We start from the raw sequence: 20,478 nt of genomic DNA on the forward strand, positions 1-20,478 counted from the left end.
ATCGATTGCTGAAACCGAAATAGCCAAGGGACAAAGACGTAAAATACAAAGCAAAAAAAAAGGGGGCCGTATCATAAAATTAAATTATGATACGGCCCCTTTTTTGCTTATTATTTAAAGATGGAGAAGAAAGAACAACATGAAGAATTTATGCGAATGGCTATTGAGCTATCGATAAAAAATGTAAGTGAAAGCATTGGCGGCCCTTTTGGGGCTGTAGTTGTTAAAGATGGAAAAGTAATCGCAGGCTCTGCAAACAAAGTAACCTCTACAAACGACCCTACGGCACACGCAGAAGTATCTGCAATAAGATTGGCTTGCATAGAATTAAATTCTTTCGATTTAAGTGGTTGCGTAATTTATACCAGTTGCGAGCCTTGCCCAATGTGCTTAGGCGCCATTTACTGGGCCAAAATTGAAACTATTTATTACGCAAATACAAAGGTAGATGCAGAAAATATTGGTTTCAGCGATAAATTTATTTACGAAGAATTAGATAAACCAATGGATAGCAGAACACTTCCTGTTGTACAAATGATGCGTGACGATGCCATGCAGGCATTTAAGCTTTGGGAAACATCATCAATGCGCATTGACTATTAAAAATGTCTCGATTAAATCGAGATATTTTTTGTTTTGAAACAAAAGCTTACAATATGCGTCTTATATCCGTATGACCTACGAACAGAAAATTAAAAGTGAACTTGAATTTTGGAAGTTTAAAACTTTGCAAAAGCCTTCATTATTAAGTAAAGCGACTGATAAAGTTCAAAAGAAAATTAATGCACTTATTCCAGATAAAGTTCATAGCGCTATAACCACAGCGATCAAGCAAATGGTTAAAGCTGTGCTTTTTGGCTCTACATTTACCACAGCGAAGCCTGTTTTAGATTTAACCCTAATGCATCGTGAAGCCTTAATAAAGCAAAAGATAGAAAATTATAAAAAAACTGGTGCAGCAGAAGGTGGAATTACTGGTGCTGGTGGTTTTTTAATGAGTCTTGCTGATTTCCCCTTACTACTTGGAATTAAAATGAAAATGCTTTTTGATATTGCTGCAACTTATGGGTATGATGTTAAAGATTATCGTGAACGTTTATACATATTACACATTTTCCAGTTAGCATTTTCGAGCAAAGAAGAAAGTAAAAACATTTTTATAAAAATGCAAGATTGGGACGATAAAGCACATAAATTACCAACAAACATCGATGAATTTGATTGGCTAACCTTTCAACAACAATACCGAGATTATATAGATTTAGCTAAACTTGCGCAAATGTTACCTTTTATAGGTGCAGCAGTTGGTGCAGTTGCAAATTACAAATTAATTGAAAAGCTTGGCAAAACAGCTATGATGAGCTATCGAATGAGACACTTTAATTTACAGTATGCAGTTTCGACTACAGAAATTCATCAATTGAAAATAGAAGACTAATCTTCTTTGTCTTCAAATAAGCCTCCAATTAAATCATCGGTTTCCCTTCTATCTTTTTTAGTTGGCCTGCCTGTACCACGATCTCGTTTTAAATTTGGCGAATGGAACATTGATTTAAAAGCATGTGTTTCCTCAACAGGCGTTAAATCTTTATATTTGGTTAGTGCAGTCGGCGAATCTGTTCTGTTGTAAGAAAACTCTACCACTTCGATTATTTTCTTTTCAATTCCTTTCGATACAGAATAAACATCACCGATTTTTATAACGGCAGACGGCTTGATGTTCTGTCCCTTCAATTTTACCCTACCAGCTTTACATGCATCAGTAGCAAGACTTCTTGTTTTAAACAACCTTATCGCCCACAAATATTTATCTATCCTAAGTTTTTCTGCCTCTGCCATAAAGTACAAAAATACGGTAAATTGATGAATTGTTATATTGTTAAACTCAATAAATATCGCACCAAAATATCTCTCAATAAAGTGCATAACAATATAATAATATAACAACTACAACAATATTTATATAAGGGAATTGCCAGTTATGGATAAATTTCATTTATTTTGCGTAAAATTTAAAAACATCATGTATTCAGATTTAAAGAAATTAATTGAAGCCGCTTGGGAAGATAGAACCCTTTTAAAATATAGTAACTATTGCGAAGCCATCGAAGCCGTTATTATGGGCTTAGATAAAGGCGAAATTCGCGTTGCTGAACCGGTTTTAAACTCATGGGGCATTAATGAGTGGGTTAAAAAAGCTGTAATTTTATATTTCCCTATTCGTGAGATGAAAGAAATTAAAAGCGGCCCTTTTGTTTACCATGATAAAATGGATTTAAAAACCGATTACAAAGCAACAGGTGTACGTGTTGTGCCTATGGCAAGTGCTCGTTATGGCGCTTATTTAGCTAAAGGCGTTATCATGATGCCATCATACGTAAACATTGGTGCTTATGTAGATGAAGGTACCATGGTTGATACATGGGCTACTGTTGGTTCTTGTGCACAAATTGGTAAACGCGTTCACTTAAGCGGAGGTGTTGGCATTGGTGGCGTTCTAGAACCAGTTCAAGCTGCTCCTGTAATTATCGAAGATGATTGCTTTTTGGGTTCTAGAGCTATTGTTGTCGAAGGTGTTAAATTAGAAAAAGAAGTTGTTTTAGGTGCAAACGTTGTATTAACAGCATCTACAAAAATTATTGATGTTACGGGTCCAACCCCAGTAGAATATAAAGGAATTGTTCCTGCTCGTTCGGTAGTAATTCCAGGTAGCTATACTAAAAAATTCCCTGCTGGCGAATTTCAAGTTCCATGTGCTTTAATTATTGGTAAACGTAAAGAAAGTACAGATAAGAAAACTTCACTTAACGATGCGTTGAGAGAAAACAATGTAGCCGTTTAAGCTAAAAGCACAAAGTTGAAAGCCGAAAGCAAAATAAAATCTTTAGAAGCCGAAAGTACTGGCCTTGAGCAATCAAGCTTTAGTCTTTCGGCTTTAAGTTTTGAGCTAAAAATTGGATATGATGGCAAGCGAGCCGCAAATAACCTAACCGGACTTGGTAATTACAGCCGTTCGCTAATTGAAGCACTCGCAAATGAGTTCCCAAAAAACCAATATTTCGTTTATTCCCCAAAAGTAAAATCAGCAAAACAGATTGATACTTTTTTCAAGCAGGAAAATATTCATTTGAAATTACCGCTTCAAGGTAGTTTTTTATGGAGAAGCCTTAACATTTTAAAAGATTTAAAACGTGATGAAGTTCTGCTTTATCATGGATTAAGTCATGAAATTCCGATTTTAATTCAGCATACCAATATTAAATCTGTTGTTACTATTCACGATTTAATCTTCCTACGATTCCCAAAATATCACAAATTTATCGACAGGAATTTGTACGAATGGAAAAGTAAATCTGCCTGTCAGCGTGCAGATAAAATTATTGCAATTAGTAAAAAAACCAAAGCCGATATTATAGAGTTTTATAATATAAATCCTGATAAAATTGAAGTAATTTATCAAAGCTGTGATGATAGTTTTAAAACAGCTTTTGATAAATCGGTATTAGATAAAATTCTAATAAAATATAATCTTCCAGAAAAATATATTCTTAATGTAGGTACAGTTGAAGAGCGTAAAAACCTTAAATTAATTGTTCAGGCATTAAAAACAGTAAACGAAGATTATAAATTGGTTGTAATTGGAAAACAAACACCATATTTTAAAACTGTTGAACAAGAAATTGAAAAACTTGGATTAAAAAACAGAATTATTTTTCTAAAAAATATTCCATTTACGGATTTGCCGGGCATATATCAACAGGCTTCTGTTTTCGTTTATCCTTCATTTTACGAAGGCTTTGGTATTCCGATTATCGAAGCTTTATATTCGGGCATTCCCACTATTGCTGCAACTGGTTCTTGTTTAGAAGAAGCTGGTGGACCAGATAGTATATACGTTTCACCTACAGATATTGAAGGTTTATCTTCAGCAATAAACAAGGTTCTAAATTCAGCTAATTTGCAAGAAGACATGAAAAGAAAAGGGCTGGAATTTGTTCAAAAATTCAACAGCCCTTTAGTAACTAAGCAATTAATGAATTGCTATATAAATATTTTAAGCTAAAACCTTACTTAGCTGCAATAGCATTTGGTGGATATTGTGCCAAAATTTCTTTAACACCTGTATTTAATCGTTGCTCTCTTTTACTAAAATTATCTAAATTAAAACCTGCGCCTTGTCCGTGCCAGAATAAAATCTTTTTAGCCGGATCTAAGAAGTCGATAATAATAGTGCCCTCAATGTACTGGTTTACATAGTTTGGACCGCCCCAACCCCAGCCGCCAAAACCACCACGCCAGCCCCAGCCGCCGCCCCAACCCCATCCACCGTAGTAGCCTGGGCCGTAAACATCTGTTTTCTCACGGGCAACAACAACTAAGTTAACCAATAGATCAGGTCTGTTAGATTTGGTAAAGCCTTTGGCATTCATTTCTGACTCAACAGCAGCTAATAATCTTCTTTTATCAAGATTATTTAATTTAACTCTCGCAATGCCTTTATCGTAAAAATTATAAGTTTTATAGGCATTTAAATCTACGTTTTTATCATAGTCTGATGCGGTCCGGAGTGAAGAACATCCGGCTAATGTAATTACAACAGCAACCAACATTAGTAATTTTTGAAGTGTTTTCATTTGCTTAGTGTTTATTGTCTAATAATAACCTATTTAAAAATACGAAAAAATCTATTAAAAAGATTTTTATAGCCACCAATTTGACAATGAGATTGATTATCTAAAAACGTTTATAAAATGCCTTTGTTTCAATTGAAATGTTAAATATTAAAGTATTAAATAGATTTAACATATTATTATAAAAACTACCTTTGCAACATGCTAAAAGAAGAAATTAATAAGGCACTTGAAGTTTTAAAATCCGGTGGCGTAATACTCTACCCTACCGATACAATTTGGGGTTTAGGTTGCGATGCTACAAATCCTGAAGCAGTTGATAAATTGCTAAAAATTAAAAATCGTCCGGCAGAAAAAAGCCTAATCGTTCTTTTAGATGTTGACAGTAAAATTCAAAGCTATTTAACAGAAGTGCCAGAAGTTGCCTACGATTTGATAGAATATGCTGAAAATCCTTTGACAATTATTTTTTCAGGCGCTAAAAACCTGGCACAAAATGTTATAAACAATGATGGAAGTGTTGGAATCAGAATTGTGAAACATGATTTCTGCACACCATTAATTCAGCGTTTTAGAAAGCCTATCGTATCAACTTCTGCAAACCTAAGCGGTGCCTCCTCTCCAATGAACTTCGATGATATAAGCATTGAAATTACCGAGGCTGTAGATTACATCGTAGATTTTGAGCAGGAAAACAGAGCGGCACGAAAGCCGTCTACTATTATGAAACTTTCTCCCGGAGGGCAGTTTGAGTTTATTCGCAAGTAATATCTAAAGCCTATAAATGGCCTTATAAAACCTAAATAGGCTTTGAGCACCGAATGTTTTTCTTAATTTTGGATCTTATTGCCCTTACATATGAATTCTAACTTAAACGATGAAAATGAGAAGTCTCCTTCGAGGGATTTGGGGGTTCATTTACAAAATCCGATTTTTAAAACATTATCAGTAATTGCCGATAAAAACCAAACTGAAGCTTACGTTATCGGTGGTTTCGTTCGTGATTTATTTTTAAATCGTCCATCAAAAGATATTGATGTCGTGGTGGTTGGAAGTGGCATCGATTATGCTGAGGCGGTAGGCAAAAAATTAAACACTAAAGTTGCGATTTTTAAAAATTTCGGCACAGCAAATATTAAGTATCAAGATTTAGAAGTCGAATTTGTTGGCGCAAGAAAAGAGTCCTATCGCTCAGAATCTCGTAAACCAATAGTTGAAGACGGAACATTAACTGATGATCAACTTCGTAGAGATTTCACCATTAATGCACTTGCAATTAATCTTAATGCAGAATATTTTGGAGCATTATTAGATCCTTTTGATGGCATTAAGGATTTAGAAAATAAGCTAATTCGCACACCGCTCAACCCAGAAATTACTTTTTCTGACGACCCATTGCGTATGATGCGAGCAATTCGTTTTGCCTCTCAATTAAATTTTCATATTGATGAAGCTGCTTTAAGTGCAATAAAAACGCAAAAAGAGCGCATCAATATTGTATCAAAAGAAAGAATTACTGACGAAATGAATAAAATTATTTTGTCTAAAAAGCCTTCTATAGGTTTTAAACTTCTTTTTGATACCGGTTTACTTCACATCATTTTCCCTCAAATGGCTAATTTATTTGGTGTTGAGATTATAAAAGGGAAAGGACATAAAGATAATTTCTACCACACCCTCGAGGTTCTTGATAATATTTGTGCAGATACTAATGATCTGTGGTTAAGATGGGCTGCAATCCTTCATGATATTGCAAAACCTGCTACAAAACGTTTTGAAGAAGGTCACGGGTGGACATTTCATGGTCATGAAGATAAAGGTGCTCGAATGGTTCCTAAAATTTTCAATCAACTAAAACTTCCACTGAACGAAAAAATGAAATTCGTTCAAAAACTGGTTCAATTGCACTTGCGCCCTATTGTTCTTGCTCAGGATACAGTTACAGATTCTGCAGTTAGAAGATTATTATTCGATGCAGGCGAAGAAATAGAAAGCCTGATGTTGCTTTGCAATGCCGATGTTACCACCAAAAACGAATATAAAAAAACAAAATACCGTAATAATTTCGAACTGGTTAAGCAAAAGCTTAAAGATGTTGAAGAACGGGATCAATTAAGAAACTGGCAGCCACCAATTTCTGGCAATGATATTATGGAAACTTTTGCTTTAGATGCGGGAAAAGAGGTTGGAGCAATTAAAAGTGCAATTCGAGAGGCAATTTTAGAAGGGGAGATAACAAATGATTATACAGAAGCGTTTAATTTTATGCTTAATCTGGCAAAACAAATGGGATTAAATCCTGTTAATAAATAATTTAATTGCCAAAACAATTAAATAGATAGCATTTAGTTCTATTTCGTGTTTTGCGATAAAACAAATTAACTTTATTTTTACAGCTCCAAATAACAATAATGGCTATTTATAAATTTAAAATTACTTTCGAAGATTTTGATGATGTAGTGAGAGAGATCGACATTAAATCAAACCAAACATTTGAAGACCTGCATAAGGCTATTCACAAATCTACTGGTTATAATGCAGAAAAATCTTCATCATTTTATGTAAGTACCGACAACTGGTTAAAAGGTGATGAAATTGCTTATCTACCTAATGAACGCAAAAAAGACAGAGTGGTTTTAATGGAGAATTCTAAGTTAAGTGGTTTTATAGAAGATCCCCATCAGAAATTTTATTACATTTATAACTTCGACCGTCCATTTGATTTTCATGTTGAACTCGTTAAAATTGTTCTGGACGCAGATCCTCATATTGAGTATCCATTTTTAGCCAAAAGTACTGGCGAAGCACCCAAAATTCTAGAACAAAATAGTGTAGCTGCAGATGCAAGCGCAGCAGTTGTTGCAGCTAATGAGTTCGATTTCTTAAATGAATTGAATTTTGTTCCAGAAGATTCAGATGAGCTTGAAGCTATGGGCGAGATGGGCATCAATGAAAAAGAGAGAGACGGAGACGAAACTGAAGATGATGACGAATTTGGTGATGAGTTCTCGGACAGCGAAGGTTACGATGAGGATAGCTCAAAGGACGATTATTAATATTAACATTTATTTTTAAAAGCATTTAACTGTCGGATACAACATCCGGCAGTTTTTTTATACCTTCTACCTATGCCCAGTAGCCCGAAATTAAAAACATTAATTGTGATTGTTGGCCCTACAGCTATTGGGAAAACAGCTCTTGCAATTGAGGTAGCTAGACATTTCAAAACAGAAATTATTTCGGCAGACTCAAGACAATTCTATAAAGAAATGGAAATTGGTACTGCAAAACCTGATTTAGGAGAACTTACTGCGGCAAAACATCATTTTATAGATTCACATTCTGTTAACACACTCTTTAGTACTGGAGATTTTGAACTCGAAGCGCTAAAAACAGTCGAAGAAATTTTTAAAAACCATGATTTAGCAATCATGGTTGGTGGTTCTGGATTATATATCAACGCAGTTGTAAATGGTTTGGATGAAATGCCAGAAATCGATCTTAAGATTAGAGAGAAATTAAACAAACAGTTTTTAGAAGAAGGAATTGTAGTTATTCAAAATCAATTAAAAGAATACGATCCGGAATATTTTGAAAAGGTAGATCAAAATAATCCCCAAAGAATGATAAGAGGTTTGGAAGTTTATCTATCTACAGGAAAAAAACTTTCCTCCATGTTATCAGCTACTAAAAAACAAAGACCATTTAATATCATAAAAATAGGTTTAAATACAGACAGAGCCAAACTATACGAACAAATTAACACAAGAGTTGATAAGATGATTGCGCTTGGTTTAGTGGAAGAAGTTAAATCACTAAGTGAATTTAGAAAATACAATGCACTAAATACGGTTGGATATACTGAGGTATTCGATTATTTAGACAAAAAAATATCATTAGATGAAGCCATATTATCCATTAAACAAAATACCCGACGTTTTGCAAAAAGGCAACTAACCTGGTTTAGAAGAGATGAAGAGATTAATTGGTTTCAACCTAATCAAACGGAAGAAATATTAAATCTGATTTCCGAACAACTGAAAAAAGTTTAAAACTAAAAAGGTCTGCCAAATATTTGACAGACCTTTTATTAGCTTTTAATTTGGAAATTTCACTCCTCTGTATTGCGTAATATCAATTGCAGAGATATTTGAACCATATTTCCCATTTATTGCATCTATAAAAACATTAGCAATTACCGCATTTCCACGAGGAGTTAAGTGAACCCCGTCTAAAGAAAATGCACCACCTGTAATAAATGATGAATTAATTCCAACGCCACTAATTACTATTCCAGTTTTAACCTGATTAAGATAACTATAGGTATCAGCTATTGCCAACCCCTTACTATCAGCTATTGATTTAATTGTACTATTATAGCTGATAACATAATCTTTAACCTTTGCAATTTCATCTTTATCCAAAACCCAATTATTTGCGATGGGATTTAGCGGATGCAATCCGTAAGGAAGACCAGAAGAATTAGGTACGCCAAATAAACCTGCAGATTGAAATGGTAAGCGAATTAAATCTTCTGCAGTTGCAGCTCTTACTGCACCAGTTCCTGTTTGAATATAAATGGCTGCCGCAGCTGGATTTATAGCCTTCGCAGCATTTAATAGTGCTGCAACAGTTACCGTATTAAAATATGGGATAGAGGTAACATCAGGAATTGTAGCCACTACACCTTTCTGTCCGCCAGCAGTTAATGAATTAATAAGATTAGAATACAATAAAGAAAAAGTAGATTTATCAGTTAAAACATTGGTAGCGTCTGTGGTAACACCACCATTTGTTGCGTAACCTAAAGCATCATTATTACCCAACCAGAGCGAGAAAAATGTATGATTTCTGCCTTGAATAAATTGAAAATAACTAACTGTTCCAACTTGTGTATCGGTTAGCAATCGCTCTAAATATGGATTTGCAGCGCCAAATGGAGCAGCGAAAGCTAAATCAACACGCATACCAGGTATACCTAAATTTTGAACTTCACCAATATATTTTGTTAAATGACCTGCAGCATCTCTAACAGCCAAATTGTTTGTTACTGGTGTTATAGTTGGTGTTCCATTCACTAAAGCAGTTAATGATAAATAACCAGAACCATTTGCTTGTGCTTCTGTAAAAAATGGAGAGGTAAAACTTCCACCACCTACATTAACCATTTTAGCTGCAATTAAATTCGGATAAGCAACTTTTTGCCCTTCTAAATAAAGACCTCCATCTGCAAATCCAGAAGTTAATGAATTACCAACTGCGATGTATTTACTAAAATTTGCCTGCCCTGCAGAAGTACCAACAGTACTCTCAATTTCTGGTTTGCAAGAAGCTGCGAAAAGTAATGCAGCAATTGCTAAACTGTTTAAAATATATTTTTTCATGTGTTTTTCTCCTACCATTTATAAGTTAATGAAAGACCTGGCGCATAAACTAAAGTTTTAAATGTACCATCTAAGCCTGTTTCAATATTCTTTTGCTTACGAGATTTAACGTCTTCAAAGAAAAATGAAGCATTAACCTCAAAGCGACTGGTTGGAGCATAACCTATGCCCGCACTTAAAATGTAACGATCAGCATCGGGAGCTTCTGGGGTTACATAACCATCTTGTACAGGAGAAAAAGCATAACCAACTCCCGCTCTAAGTGCTAACTTTTCTGATGCTTTGTGGTTAACACCTAATTTAAATGATGAACCATCACGATAGTTACGGGCAGATTTTGTATCTGCTAATGCTGAGGTATTTATTGCATAATCGAATGCAAGTTCTTTATAAACTCTCCATTGTACCCAACTTGCATCAAATGCTAAAGTAGTACTTTTAGAAAGTGGAACGCCTATACCCAGAGTTGTTGTAGAAGGCAAAGGTAATTCTGCATTAAATGTATTTCCATCAGGAAAAGATGTTTTTAAAGATTGAGGTACATCAAATGTTGCAGTTCCATCATTAAGTTTAGTATTTACTTTTGATTTATGAACAACTGCAAAAGTGATATTGCTTAAGGTGTTAACGTAAATACCAGCATTCCAGCCATAACCACTTCCAGTACCTGCTAAAGTTGCATGACCAGAACGACCATCTGGGAAATTTACAGGTAAAGCACGTTGAAGATTTACATCGCCATGATTGTACACAAAACCAGCACCAATACCAATTCTATCTGTAATCTTTACACTCAGAGTTGGTTGAAAATATATTGCTTTTAGATTTAACGAAGTTAGCGCATATTTACCCGACCAATCATTTCCCCAATCAACCAATCCACCAAATGGAGTGTAAACACCCAAGCCTAATTTCCATTTATTTGATTTTGGCCCCCAAACAACATATGCTTCAAAAGGTGGAGCAATTTTGTTCTTTACATTTTCTGTAATATTAGAACCTGATTGTTGAAAAGCTGATTTGAATAACAATGGGTTAACACCTGCTGAGATTGAGTTTTTCTCTAAGAAACTAACTGCACCTGGATTAAAAAATACAGAAGCCTCGTCTAATGCCAGAGCAGAACCTGCACCTGCCATACCAATTTGTTTCTGCCCTTGTAAATTAACCTGGAAACCCTGCCCCAAAACCCATAATGGGGAGGATAGTAATACGCTCAATAAAAATTTTTTCATTTATAAATGGTTATAGCACAAATATATACTATGCTAACATAGTAATCAAGTCTTTGTTTAAGTTTATTAAAAGAAATTAAGCTTGCGCAGTTGGCCCACCAAAACCCATTGGAAATGGAGGTTCTTCTTGTGTTTTGATACGACCGTTAACCCCTTCAAATTTTTGGATATTATCTTCTAAGGCTGCTAATAACCGTTTAGCGTGTTCTGGAGTTAAAATAATTCTTGATTTTACTTTTGCTTTTGGTAGGCCAGGCATTACCCGAATAAAATCCAATACAAATTCGGTATTAGAATGTGTAATAATTGCAAGATTCGAGAAAATTCCTTCTGCAACCTCTTCTGACAGCTCTATATTTAACTGGTTTTCGTTCTGTTGTTCTTCCATGATATTATAAGTAAAAGTATGTGCCATTAAACTAAGGCCTTTAAAGGTAATATTTAAGTGTCAAGCTTTAAAATTTATTAAAAACAAAAAAGGGTTGTTCCTTATCGAAACAACCCTTTTTTAAAATGATATAGATATATTAAGCTTCCACTTCTTCTTGTTTCGAAGCTAATAATTTATCGTATTCTTCTTGAGAACCAACGATGATTCTTTCGTAACCACGAACACCCGTTCCTGAAGGAATTAAGTGACCAACAATTACGTTTTCTTTCAAGCCTAACATGTTATCGCGTTTACCTGCAATCGCTGCTTCATTTAATACTTTCGTAGTTTCCTGGAACGAAGCCGCAGAAATGAATGATTTAGTACCTAATGATGCTCTTGTAATACCTTGTAAGATAGAACTTGCTGTTGCTGGTTTCGCATCGCGAACAGTGATTTGTTTTAAATCTTTACGTTTTAATTGAGAATTTTCATCTCTTAATCTACGTAATGAAACAATTTGTCCTGGTTTGAAATCATTTGAATCACCTGCATCTTCAACAACTTTCTTGTCATACATTGCATCGTTCTCGTCAGCAAAATCCCAACGGTCAACAGCATTGTTTTCTAAGAAAATCGTATCACCTGGATCCTCGATGTGAACTTTCTGCATCATCTGGTGAACAATTACCTCGAAGTGCTTATCGTTAATTTTTACACCTTGTAAACGGTAAACCTCTTGAATACCATTTACTAAGTATTCTTGAACCGCTGCAGGGCCTTTAATTGATAAGATATCTGCTGGAGAAATTGAACCATCTGATAAAGGCATACCAGCTTTCACAAAGTCATTATCCTGTACAAGGATGTGCTTAGACAATGGAACCAAGTATTTTTTAACTTCACCATCTTTAGATTCGATTGTAATCTCACGATTACCACGTTTAACTCCACCTAAAGTTACCACACCATCAATCTCAGTTACTACAGCTGGGTTAGATGGGTTACGAGCTTCGAATAATTCCGTTACACGTGGTAAACCACCTGTAATATCTCGGGTTTTACCAGTAGCACGTGGTATTTTAGCGATAATCTGACCAGTTTGGATAGTTTCACCTTCATCAACTGAAACGTGAGCACCTACCGGAATGTTATAACCTTTAATGAATTCACCTTTCTTATCAACGATTTGAACTGAAGGGTTTTTAGTTTTATCACGTGTATCGATAATTACTTTTTCACGGTGACCAGTTTGCTCATCTGATTCTTCACGGAAGGTAACACCTTCTATAATTGCATCAAATTGTGCTTTACCGGCAAATTCTGAAAGAATAACCGCGTTGTACGGATCCCATGAACAGATTTTATCACCTTTTGATAACTTATCACCTTCTTTTACGAATAAGAACGCACCGTAAGGAATGTTATTGGTTACAATGATACGTCCTGTTCCTGGCTCAACGATTTTGAACTCACCAGAACGACCTAATACAACCTGAACAATACCTTCTTCAGTTTTAGTATCAACAGTACGAATATTTTCGAACTCGATAACACCATCAAACTTAGCAACGATGTTAGATTCTGCAGCAATATTTGATGCAGTACCACCCACGTGGAAAGTACGAAGTGTTAACTGTGTACCCGGCTCACCGATTGACTGTGCAGCAATTACACCAACAGCCTCACCTCTTTGAACACGTTTACCAGATGCTAAGTTACGACCATAACATAATGAACAAACACCTCTTTTGTTTTCACAAGTTAATACAGAACGAATTTCGATACCTTCTAATGGAGATTCTTCGATTAGTTTTGCAACTTCTTCGTTGATGTCTTCACCAGCACCTACTAATAATGTATTATCTAAAGGATTGTAAACATCGTGTAATGAAGTACGACCTAAAATTCTATCAAATAATGGCTCAACGATATCTTCCTGATCTTTCAATGCAGTCGTGTACATACCTCTTAAAGTACCACAATCTTCTGAATTAACAATCATATCCTGAGCAACATCATGTAAACGACGAGTTAAGTAACCCGCATCTGCCGTTTTTAAGGCCGTATCTGCCAAACCTTTACGAGCACCGTGAGTAGAGATAAAGTACTCTAATACAGATAATCCTTCTTTAAAGTTTGATAAGATAGGGTTTTCAATAATGTCACCACCTGAACCAGATTTCTGAGGTTTCGCCATCAAACCACGCATTCCGCAAAGCTGACGAATCTGCTCTTTAGAACCACGGGCTCCAGAATCAAGCATCATGTAAACTGAGTTAAAACCTTGGTTATCCGAAGATAACTGAGTCATAACGAAAGTAGTTAACCTGTTGTTGATACGAGTCCAGATATCGATAATCTGGTTGTAACGTTCGTTGTTGGTAATGAAACCCATGTTATAGTTGTTTCTTACCTCTTCAACCTCAGCAGCTGCTTGTTCTAATAAAGTATGTTTCTCTACCGGAATGTTTACGTCTTGTAAATTGAACGATAAACCTCCCTGGAATGCCATACGGAATCCTAATTCTTTGATATCATCTAAGAATTGAGAAGAACGAGCCATACCAGTCATTTTAACTACCTCACCGATAATATCTCTTAACGATTTTTTTGTTAATAATTCATTGATATAACCAACCTCTTCAGGAACCATTTGGTTAAATAATACTCTACCTACAGTTGTTTCCGTTAATTTATTAACGATAGAACCATCAGCTTGTTTAACATTTACCCTTACTTTGATAAACGCATGTAAATCTAATTCTTTCTCGTTATACGCAATAATAACTTCTTCTGGAGAGTAGAAGCTAGAATCTTGTCCTTTTACAACTCTAGTTTCATCAGTTCTACGGCCTTTAGTAATATAATAAAGACCCAAAACCATATCCTGAGAAGGTACCGTAATTGGAGTACCGTTTGCAGGGTTTAAGATGTTATGTGCTGCCAACATTAATACTTGGGCTTCCAAAATTGCTGCATTACCTAACGGTAAATGGACAGCCATCTGGTCACCATCAAAATCGGCGTTGAATGCAGTACACACTAATGGGTGTAATTGGATTGCTTTTCCTTCAATTAACTTTGGCTGGAAAGCCTGAATACCTAGTCTGTGTAATGTAGGTGCACGGTTTAATAATACCGGGTGACCTTTTAATACATTTTCTAAAATATCCCAAACTAATGGATCTTTTCTATCAACAATTTTCTTAGCAGATTTAACTGTTTTTACAACACCACGCTCAATCATCTTACGAATAATGAACGGTTTGTAAAGCTCAGCAGCCATATCTTTAGGAATACCGCACTCGTGTAATTTAAGGCTAGGCCCTACAACAATTACAGAACGAGCTGAATAATCCACACGTTTACCTAATAAATTCTGACGGAAACGACCTTGTTTACCTTTCAAAATATCTGAAAGTGATTTCAGTGCCCGGTTACCTTCTGTTTTAACCGCATTAACTTTACGTGAGTTATCAAATAACGAATCTACAGCTTCCTGCAACATACGTTTTTCGTTACGTAAAATTACCTCTGGTGCTTTAATCTCGATCAAACGTTTTAAACGGTTGTTACGGATAATTACACGACGGTATAAATCATTTAAATCTGAAGTAGCGAAACGACCACCTTCTAATGGAACTAAAGGACGTAATTCTGGTGGAATAACCGGAACAATTTTAACAATCATCCACTCAGGGCGATTCTCAATACGTGTATTAGCACCACGGAAAGCTTCAACAACTTGTAGACGTTTTAAAGCCTCATTTTTACGTTGTTGAGAAGTTTCGTTTGCAGCTTGGTGACGTAAATCGTAAGATAAAGTATCTAAGTTAATACGTTTTAATAAATCTTCTAATGCTTCAGCACCCATTTTGGCGATGAATTTATTAGGATCTTTATCGTCTAAGTATTGGTTTTCTTTAGGTAATTTATCTAAGATATCTAAATATTCTTCTTCAGTTAAGAAGTCCATATAGTTGATACCTTCTTCAGCCATTAAGCCTGATTGGATAACTACGTAACGCTCGTAATAGATAATTAAATCTAATTTTTTAGTAGGTAAACCTAATAAATAACCGATTTTGTTAGGTAACGAACGGAAATACCAGATGTGTGCAACAGGAACCACCAAAGCGATGTGTCCCATACGCTCACGACGTACTTTCTTTTCTGTTACTTCAACACCACAACGATCACAAACAATACCTTTATAACGGATACGTTTGTATTTACCGCAATGACATTCGTAATCTTTTACCGGACCGAAAATACGCTCGCAAAACAAACCATCACGTTCAGGTTTGTAAGTACGATAGTTAATGGTTTCCGGTTTCAACACCTCACCGCTAGAGCGTTCCAAAATAATCTCTGGAGACGATAAGCTAATCGTGATTGATGTGAAATTGCTTTTTAATTTATTATCCTTTTTGTAAGACATATCTCTTGTATAAGGTTAAAGCTTAAAGCTCAAAGACCAAAGCTTTTAGCTCTAGTCTTTAAGCTTTCAGCTTAATTAATCTAACGTAATATCTAAACCTAAACCGCGTAACTCATGTACCAATACATTAAACGATTCTGGTACACCTGGAGTTGGTAGGTTTTCACCTTTAACAATGGCTTCGTAGGTTTTAGCTCTTCCGATAACATCATCCGATTTAACGGTTAATATCTCTTGAAGAATATTAGCAGCACCGAATGCCTCTAATGCCCAAACCTCCATCTCACCAAAACGTTGACCACCGAATTGAGCTTTACCACCCAATGGCTGTTGTGTAATTAATGAGTATGGTCCGATTGAACGGGCGTGCATCTTATCATCAACCATGTGACCTAATTTCAACATATAGATAATACCTACAGTTGTTGTCTGATCGAAACGCTCACCTGTTAAACCATTGTATAAGTAAGTTTTACCTGAAGCAGGAACACCCGCTTTAGCAATCCACTCTTCTACTTCAGTGTGTGTTGCACCATCAAAAATCGGTGTTGCAAATTTAACACCTAATTCCTGGCCAGCCCAAGCTAAAATAGTTTCGTAAATCTGACCAAGGTTCATACGTGATGGTACACCCAGTGGGTTCAACACGATATCAACCGGAGTTCCATCAGATAAGAAAGGCATATCTTCATCACGTACAATACGTGCTACAATACCTTTATTACCGTGGCGACCTGCCATTTTATCACCTACTTTTAATTTACGTTTTTTAGCAACATAAACTTTTGCCATTTGTACAATACCCGATGGAAGCTCATCACCTACACTAATCGCAAATTTATCGCGTTTGTAAGCTCCAAGTTCTTCGTTAACACGAATACCGTAGTTGTGAAGCAACATTTTAATCATCTCGTTTTTGTCATCATCAGTAGTCCATTTGTTAGGGCTAATGTGAGCAAATTCAAGATCTGCTAAAATTTTCTGAGTAAATTTAGCGCCTTTAGCAACCAATAATTCTTTGTAAATGTTAAATACACCCTGTGATGTTTTTCCGTTTACAATCGTGAATAATTTGTCAACTAATTCTGCTTTTAATTTCTCAGTGATATTTGCATATCCTTTGTCTAATTTCTCAATTGCCGATTTTTCCTCAGCTTTTGTAGTTTTCTTAGCACGGCTGAATAATTTAGTATCAATTACTACACCTTGGATTGAAGGAGGAGTTTTTAAAGACGCATCTTTAACATCACCTGCTTTGTCACCAAAGATTGCACGTAGTAATTTCTCTTCAGGTGAAGGATCAGATTCACCTTTTGGTGTAATCTTACCAATTAAAATATCACCTTCTTTTACATCAGCACCAACACGGATAATACCATTTTCATCAAGGTCTTTAGTAGCCTCTTCAGAAACGTTAGGAATATCTGGTGTTAATTCCTCTTCTCCACGTTTAGTATCACGTACTTCTAATTCAAACTCTTCAATATGCAATGAAGTGAAAACGTCATCACGAACAATACGCTCGTTAATTACAATCGCATCCTCAAAGTTGAAACCTTGCCAAGGCATGAAAGCCACTTTTAAGTTTCTACCTAATGCTAATTCACCGTTTTGAGTTGCATAACCTTCACAAAGAACCTGACCTTTAGTAACTTTCTGACCTTTCTTAACGATTGGTTTTAAGTTGATACAGGTATTCTGGTTGGTTTTTTTGAACTTAATTAAACGATAAGTTTTGCTATCACCTTCAAACGAAACTAAACGATCATCTTCGTTACGTTCATATTTAATAGTGATTTCGTTAGCATCTACATATTCTACAACACCGTTGCCTTCAGCATTGATAAGTGTTCTTGAGTCACGAGCAACGCGACCTTCCAAACCTGTACCAACGATTGGCGCTTCAGGACGTAACAATGGCACGGCCTGGCGTTGCATGTTCGATCCCATCAAAGCCCTGTTCGCATCATCATGTTCTAAGAACGGAATTAACGAAGCAGCGATTGAAGTAATCTGGTTAGGCGCAACATCCATTAAGTCTAATTTCTCAGGCTCTATAATCGGGAAGTCACCCTCATATCGTGCTTTAACACGTGGAGTTGTAAATACACCTTTATCATCATACTCTGCGTTAGCTTGAGCGATGGTTTTTCCATCTTCATCTTCGGCAGATAAATAAATAACGTCAGAATCAACTACAACTTTACCTTCTTCAACACGTTTATATGGCGTTTCAATGAAACCTAAATTATTGATTTTAGCATGCACACAAAGTGATGAAATCAAACCAATATTTGGTCCCTCTGGAGTTTCAATTGTACATAAACGACCGTAGTGAGTATAGTGAACGTCACGTACCTCGAAACCAGCTCTCTCACGTGATAAACCACCTGGGCCTAAAGCTGACAAACGACGTTTGTGTGTAATCTCTGCTAATGGATTGGTTTGATCCATAAACTGAGATAACTGATTCGTACCAAAGAAAGAGTTGATAACCGATGATAACGTACGAGCGTTAATCAAATCTGTTGGTGTAAACACCTCATTATCGCGAATGTTCATACGCTCACGGATTGTTCTAGCCATACGAGCTAAACCTACACCGAATTGTGCATATAACTGCTCACCTACCGTACGTACGCGACGGTTTGATAAGTGGTCAATATCATCCACCTCTTCTTTAGAGTTGATTAATTTGATAAGATATTTAACAATTGCAATAATATCTGCTTTTGTTAAAACCTTTACATCATCAGGTGTATTCATTTTCAACTTACGGTTGATGCGGTAACGACCAACATCTCCTAAATCGTAACGTTTATCTGAGAAGAATAAACGATCAATGATACCACGAGCAGTTTCCTCATCAGGTGGTTCTGCGTTACGCAAAGCACGATAGATGTTTTCAACGGCCTCTTTTTCTGAGTTTGATGTATCTTTTTGTAATGTATTATAAATAATGGTATAATCGGCCTGGCTAGCCCCATCTTCCTTAGAAAGGATAATAGTTTTAACACCAGCTTCGATAACCATATCAATGTGTTCGTCTTCTAAAACGGTTTCTCTTTCAAGAATCACTTCATTACGGTCGATAGAAACTACCTCACCTGTATCTTCATCTACAAAATCTTCAACCCATTTTTTTAATACTCTTGCAGCCAGTTTACGACCGATGTACTTCTTTAAGCCTGATTTACTAACTTTTACTTCGTCAGCAAGATCAAAAAGCTCTAAGATATCTTTATCAGAATCGTAACCGATAGCACGTAATAAAGTGGTAACCGGGAATTTTTTCTTACGATCGATGTAAGCATACATTACGTTATTAACGTCTGTAGCAAACTCGATCCATGAGCCTTTGAAAGGAATAACACGAGCAGAATACAATTTGGTTCCGTTTGTGTGACGGCTTTGGCCGAAGAACACGCCTGGAGAACGGTGTAATTGCGAAACGATAACACGTTCTGCACCGTTGATAACAAATGTACCTTTTGGTGTCATATAAGGGATAGTACCTAAATACACATCCTGAATAATCGTTTCAAAATCTTCATGTTCAACATCGTTACAAGAAAGCTTAAGCTTTGCTTTTAATGGAACATTGTAGGTTAATCCACGCTCAATACACTCGTGTATATCGTAACGTGGCGGATCAACAAAATAATCAAGAAACTCTAATACGAAGATATTTCTTGAATCTGTTATTGGAAAGTTTTCAGCAAACACTTTAAACAAACCTTCGCTAGAGCGATCGTCTGATGTGGTATCTATCTGGAAAAATTCTCTGAATGATTGCAATTGCACATCCAGAAAATCCGGATAGTCTATAATGTGCTTACTAGTTGCAAAATTTACTCTTTGTTCGACTGTCTTTGCCAATGGACTAAAAGATTTTAGTTTAAGAATAAACTATTTGTTTGGTTCGGGTTTGAAACATTCTCATCAACCAAGCAAAATGAGATGTTTATAAACAGGTAAAGACACCGACATTTTCAGTCGGTGTCTAATACATTTTTAGCTTAGCTAAATTAAGTGATTACTTAATTTCAACTACTGCTCCAGCTTCTTCTAATTGTTTTTTAAGAGCTTCAGCTTCGTCTTTAGTTACACCAGCTTTTAATTCTTTTGGTGCTCCGTCTACTAAGTCTTTAGCTTCTTTCAAACCTAAGCCAGTTAAGTCTTTAACAAGTTTTACAACTGCTAATTTAGCGCCACCAGCTTCTTTCAAAATAACATCAAATGATGTTTTTTCTGCAGCAGCAGCAGGTGCATCACCACCAGCAGCAGGACCAGCAACTACAGCAGCAGCTGCAGGCTCAATACCATACTCGTCTTTTAAGATTTGAGCTAATTCATTAACTTCTTTTACTGTTAAGTTTACTAATTGCTCAGCAAACGCTTTTAAATCTGCCAT

Annotated in this window: 16 protein-coding genes; 8 read left to right on the top strand and 8 right to left on the bottom strand. The window is 35.9% G+C overall.

The window, feature by feature from the left end; genetic code table 11:
* Positions 1-120: 120 nt before the first annotated feature.
* A complete protein-coding gene (locus ACFOUY_RS11235; RefSeq protein ID WP_378960710.1) occupies positions 121-603 on the top strand; it encodes a nucleoside deaminase in 483 nt (160 codons plus the stop codon).
* 70 nt (positions 604-673) lie between these two features.
* Positions 674-1,438: an EcsC family protein gene (locus ACFOUY_RS11240; protein WP_378960711.1), complete on the top strand. Its 765-nt coding sequence runs from the start codon at positions 674-676 to the stop codon at positions 1,436-1,438.
* Here ACFOUY_RS11240 and ACFOUY_RS11245 read toward each other — a convergent pair.
* Positions 1,435-1,839 carry an RNA-binding S4 domain-containing protein gene (locus ACFOUY_RS11245; RefSeq protein WP_378960732.1) on the bottom strand — a complete coding sequence of 135 codons (405 nt, stop codon included), beginning with the start codon at positions 1,837-1,839 and terminating at the stop codon, positions 1,435-1,437. The genes ACFOUY_RS11240 and ACFOUY_RS11245 overlap by 4 nt on opposite strands.
* Positions 1,840-2,023: 184 nt before the next feature.
* On the opposite strand from ACFOUY_RS11245, the gene ACFOUY_RS11250 reads away from it, so the two are divergent.
* Positions 2,024-2,842, top strand: a complete 819-nt coding sequence (locus ACFOUY_RS11250; protein ID WP_378960712.1) for a 2,3,4,5-tetrahydropyridine-2,6-dicarboxylate N-succinyltransferase — start codon at positions 2,024-2,026, stop codon at positions 2,840-2,842.
* A gap of 15 nt (positions 2,843-2,857) precedes the next feature.
* Complete coding sequence (locus ACFOUY_RS11255; RefSeq protein WP_378960713.1) at positions 2,858-4,063, top strand: glycosyltransferase family 4 protein; 1,206 nt, start codon at positions 2,858-2,860, stop codon at positions 4,061-4,063.
* A gap of 4 nt (positions 4,064-4,067) precedes the next feature.
* Here the strand turns inward: ACFOUY_RS11255 and ACFOUY_RS11260 are convergent, their stop codons facing one another.
* Entirely contained in the window at positions 4,068-4,634 is a 567-nt protein-coding gene (locus tag ACFOUY_RS11260; protein WP_378960714.1) for a DUF4136 domain-containing protein, read from the bottom strand.
* Positions 4,635-4,832: 198 nt separating this feature from the next.
* Here ACFOUY_RS11260 and ACFOUY_RS11265 point away from each other — a divergent pair, with 198 nt between their 5' ends.
* From ACFOUY_RS11265 to miaA, 4 genes are all read left to right on the top strand, one after another.
* Positions 4,833-5,399, top strand: a complete 567-nt coding sequence (locus ACFOUY_RS11265; RefSeq protein WP_378960715.1) for an L-threonylcarbamoyladenylate synthase — start codon at positions 4,833-4,835, stop codon at positions 5,397-5,399.
* A gap of 138 nt (positions 5,400-5,537) precedes the next feature.
* Positions 5,538-6,944: a CCA tRNA nucleotidyltransferase gene (locus ACFOUY_RS11270; RefSeq protein WP_378960733.1), complete on the top strand. Its 1,407-nt coding sequence runs from the start codon at positions 5,538-5,540 to the stop codon at positions 6,942-6,944.
* Positions 6,945-7,042: 98 nt separating this feature from the next.
* The gene (locus tag ACFOUY_RS11275; protein WP_378960716.1) at positions 7,043-7,687 is read left to right on the top strand and encodes an IS1096 element passenger TnpR family protein; all 645 of its coding nucleotides are present in this window, start codon (positions 7,043-7,045) and stop codon (positions 7,685-7,687) included.
* Between the two features lie 72 nt (positions 7,688-7,759).
* The gene (gene miaA / locus ACFOUY_RS11280) at positions 7,760-8,683 is read left to right on the top strand and encodes a tRNA (adenosine(37)-N6)-dimethylallyltransferase MiaA (protein WP_378960717.1); all 924 of its coding nucleotides are present in this window, start codon (positions 7,760-7,762) and stop codon (positions 8,681-8,683) included.
* Between the two features lie 45 nt (positions 8,684-8,728).
* Here the strand turns inward: miaA and ACFOUY_RS11285 are convergent, their stop codons facing one another.
* The 6 genes from ACFOUY_RS11285 to rplL all read right to left on the bottom strand — a co-directional run bounded on the left by ACFOUY_RS11285 (position 8,729) and on the right by rplL (position 20,478).
* On the bottom strand, positions 8,729-10,015 hold the full coding sequence (locus tag ACFOUY_RS11285; RefSeq protein WP_378960718.1) for an SGNH/GDSL hydrolase family protein: 1,287 nt from the start codon (positions 10,013-10,015) through the stop codon (positions 8,729-8,731).
* Between the two features lie 11 nt (positions 10,016-10,026).
* Entirely contained in the window at positions 10,027-11,250 is a 1,224-nt protein-coding gene (locus ACFOUY_RS11290) for an OmpP1/FadL family transporter (protein WP_378960719.1), read from the bottom strand.
* 76 nt (positions 11,251-11,326) lie between these two features.
* Positions 11,327-11,638: a DUF3467 domain-containing protein gene (locus tag ACFOUY_RS11295; protein WP_378960734.1), complete on the bottom strand. Its 312-nt coding sequence runs from the start codon at positions 11,636-11,638 to the stop codon at positions 11,327-11,329.
* Between the two features lie 139 nt (positions 11,639-11,777).
* Positions 11,778-16,064 carry a DNA-directed RNA polymerase subunit beta' gene (rpoC, locus tag ACFOUY_RS11300; protein ID WP_378960721.1) on the bottom strand — a complete coding sequence of 1,429 codons (4,287 nt, stop codon included), beginning with the start codon at positions 16,062-16,064 and terminating at the stop codon, positions 11,778-11,780.
* 75 nt (positions 16,065-16,139) lie between these two features.
* Positions 16,140-19,943 carry a DNA-directed RNA polymerase subunit beta gene (rpoB, locus tag ACFOUY_RS11305; protein ID WP_378960722.1) on the bottom strand — a complete coding sequence of 1,268 codons (3,804 nt, stop codon included), beginning with the start codon at positions 19,941-19,943 and terminating at the stop codon, positions 16,140-16,142.
* Between the two features lie 157 nt (positions 19,944-20,100).
* A complete protein-coding gene (gene rplL, locus ACFOUY_RS11310; protein ID WP_316803914.1) occupies positions 20,101-20,478 on the bottom strand; it encodes a 50S ribosomal protein L7/L12 in 378 nt (125 codons plus the stop codon).

It is taken from the genome of Pedobacter jamesrossensis, assembly GCF_042650905.1.
GTDB lineage: Bacteria > Bacteroidota > Bacteroidia > Sphingobacteriales > Sphingobacteriaceae > Pedobacter > Pedobacter jamesrossensis.

Excerpts from the sequence above, each read along its gene's own strand:
- ACFOUY_RS11245 (WP_378960732.1), bottom strand. The coding sequence starts at position 1,839 with ATGGCAGAGGCAGAAAAACTTAGGATAGATAAATATTTGTGGGCGATA.
- ACFOUY_RS11250 (WP_378960712.1), top strand. The coding sequence starts at position 2,024 with ATGTATTCAGATTTAAAGAAATTAATTGAAGCCGCTTGGGAAGATAGA.
- rpoC (WP_378960721.1), bottom strand. The coding sequence starts at position 16,064 with ATGTCTTACAAAAAGGATAATAAATTAAAAAGCAATTTCACATCAATC.
- ACFOUY_RS11235 (WP_378960710.1), top strand. The coding sequence starts at position 121 with ATGGAGAAGAAAGAACAACATGAAGAATTTATGCGAATGGCTATTGAG.
- ACFOUY_RS11285 (WP_378960718.1), bottom strand. The coding sequence starts at position 10,015 with ATGAAAAAATATATTTTAAACAGTTTAGCAATTGCTGCATTACTTTTC.
- ACFOUY_RS11265 (WP_378960715.1), top strand. The coding sequence starts at position 4,833 with ATGCTAAAAGAAGAAATTAATAAGGCACTTGAAGTTTTAAAATCCGGT.
- ACFOUY_RS11295 (WP_378960734.1), bottom strand. The coding sequence starts at position 11,638 with ATGGAAGAACAACAGAACGAAAACCAGTTAAATATAGAGCTGTCAGAA.
- rplL (WP_316803914.1), bottom strand. The coding sequence starts at position 20,478 with ATGGCAGATTTAAAAGCGTTTGCTGAGCAATTAGTAAACTTAACAGTA.
- ACFOUY_RS11240 (WP_378960711.1), top strand. The coding sequence starts at position 674 with ATGACCTACGAACAGAAAATTAAAAGTGAACTTGAATTTTGGAAGTTT.
- ACFOUY_RS11290 (WP_378960719.1), bottom strand. The coding sequence starts at position 11,250 with ATGAAAAAATTTTTATTGAGCGTATTACTATCCTCCCCATTATGGGTT.
- miaA (WP_378960717.1), top strand. The coding sequence starts at position 7,760 with ATGCCCAGTAGCCCGAAATTAAAAACATTAATTGTGATTGTTGGCCCT.
- ACFOUY_RS11260 (WP_378960714.1), bottom strand. The coding sequence starts at position 4,634 with ATGAAAACACTTCAAAAATTACTAATGTTGGTTGCTGTTGTAATTACA.
- ACFOUY_RS11275 (WP_378960716.1), top strand. The coding sequence starts at position 7,043 with ATGGCTATTTATAAATTTAAAATTACTTTCGAAGATTTTGATGATGTA.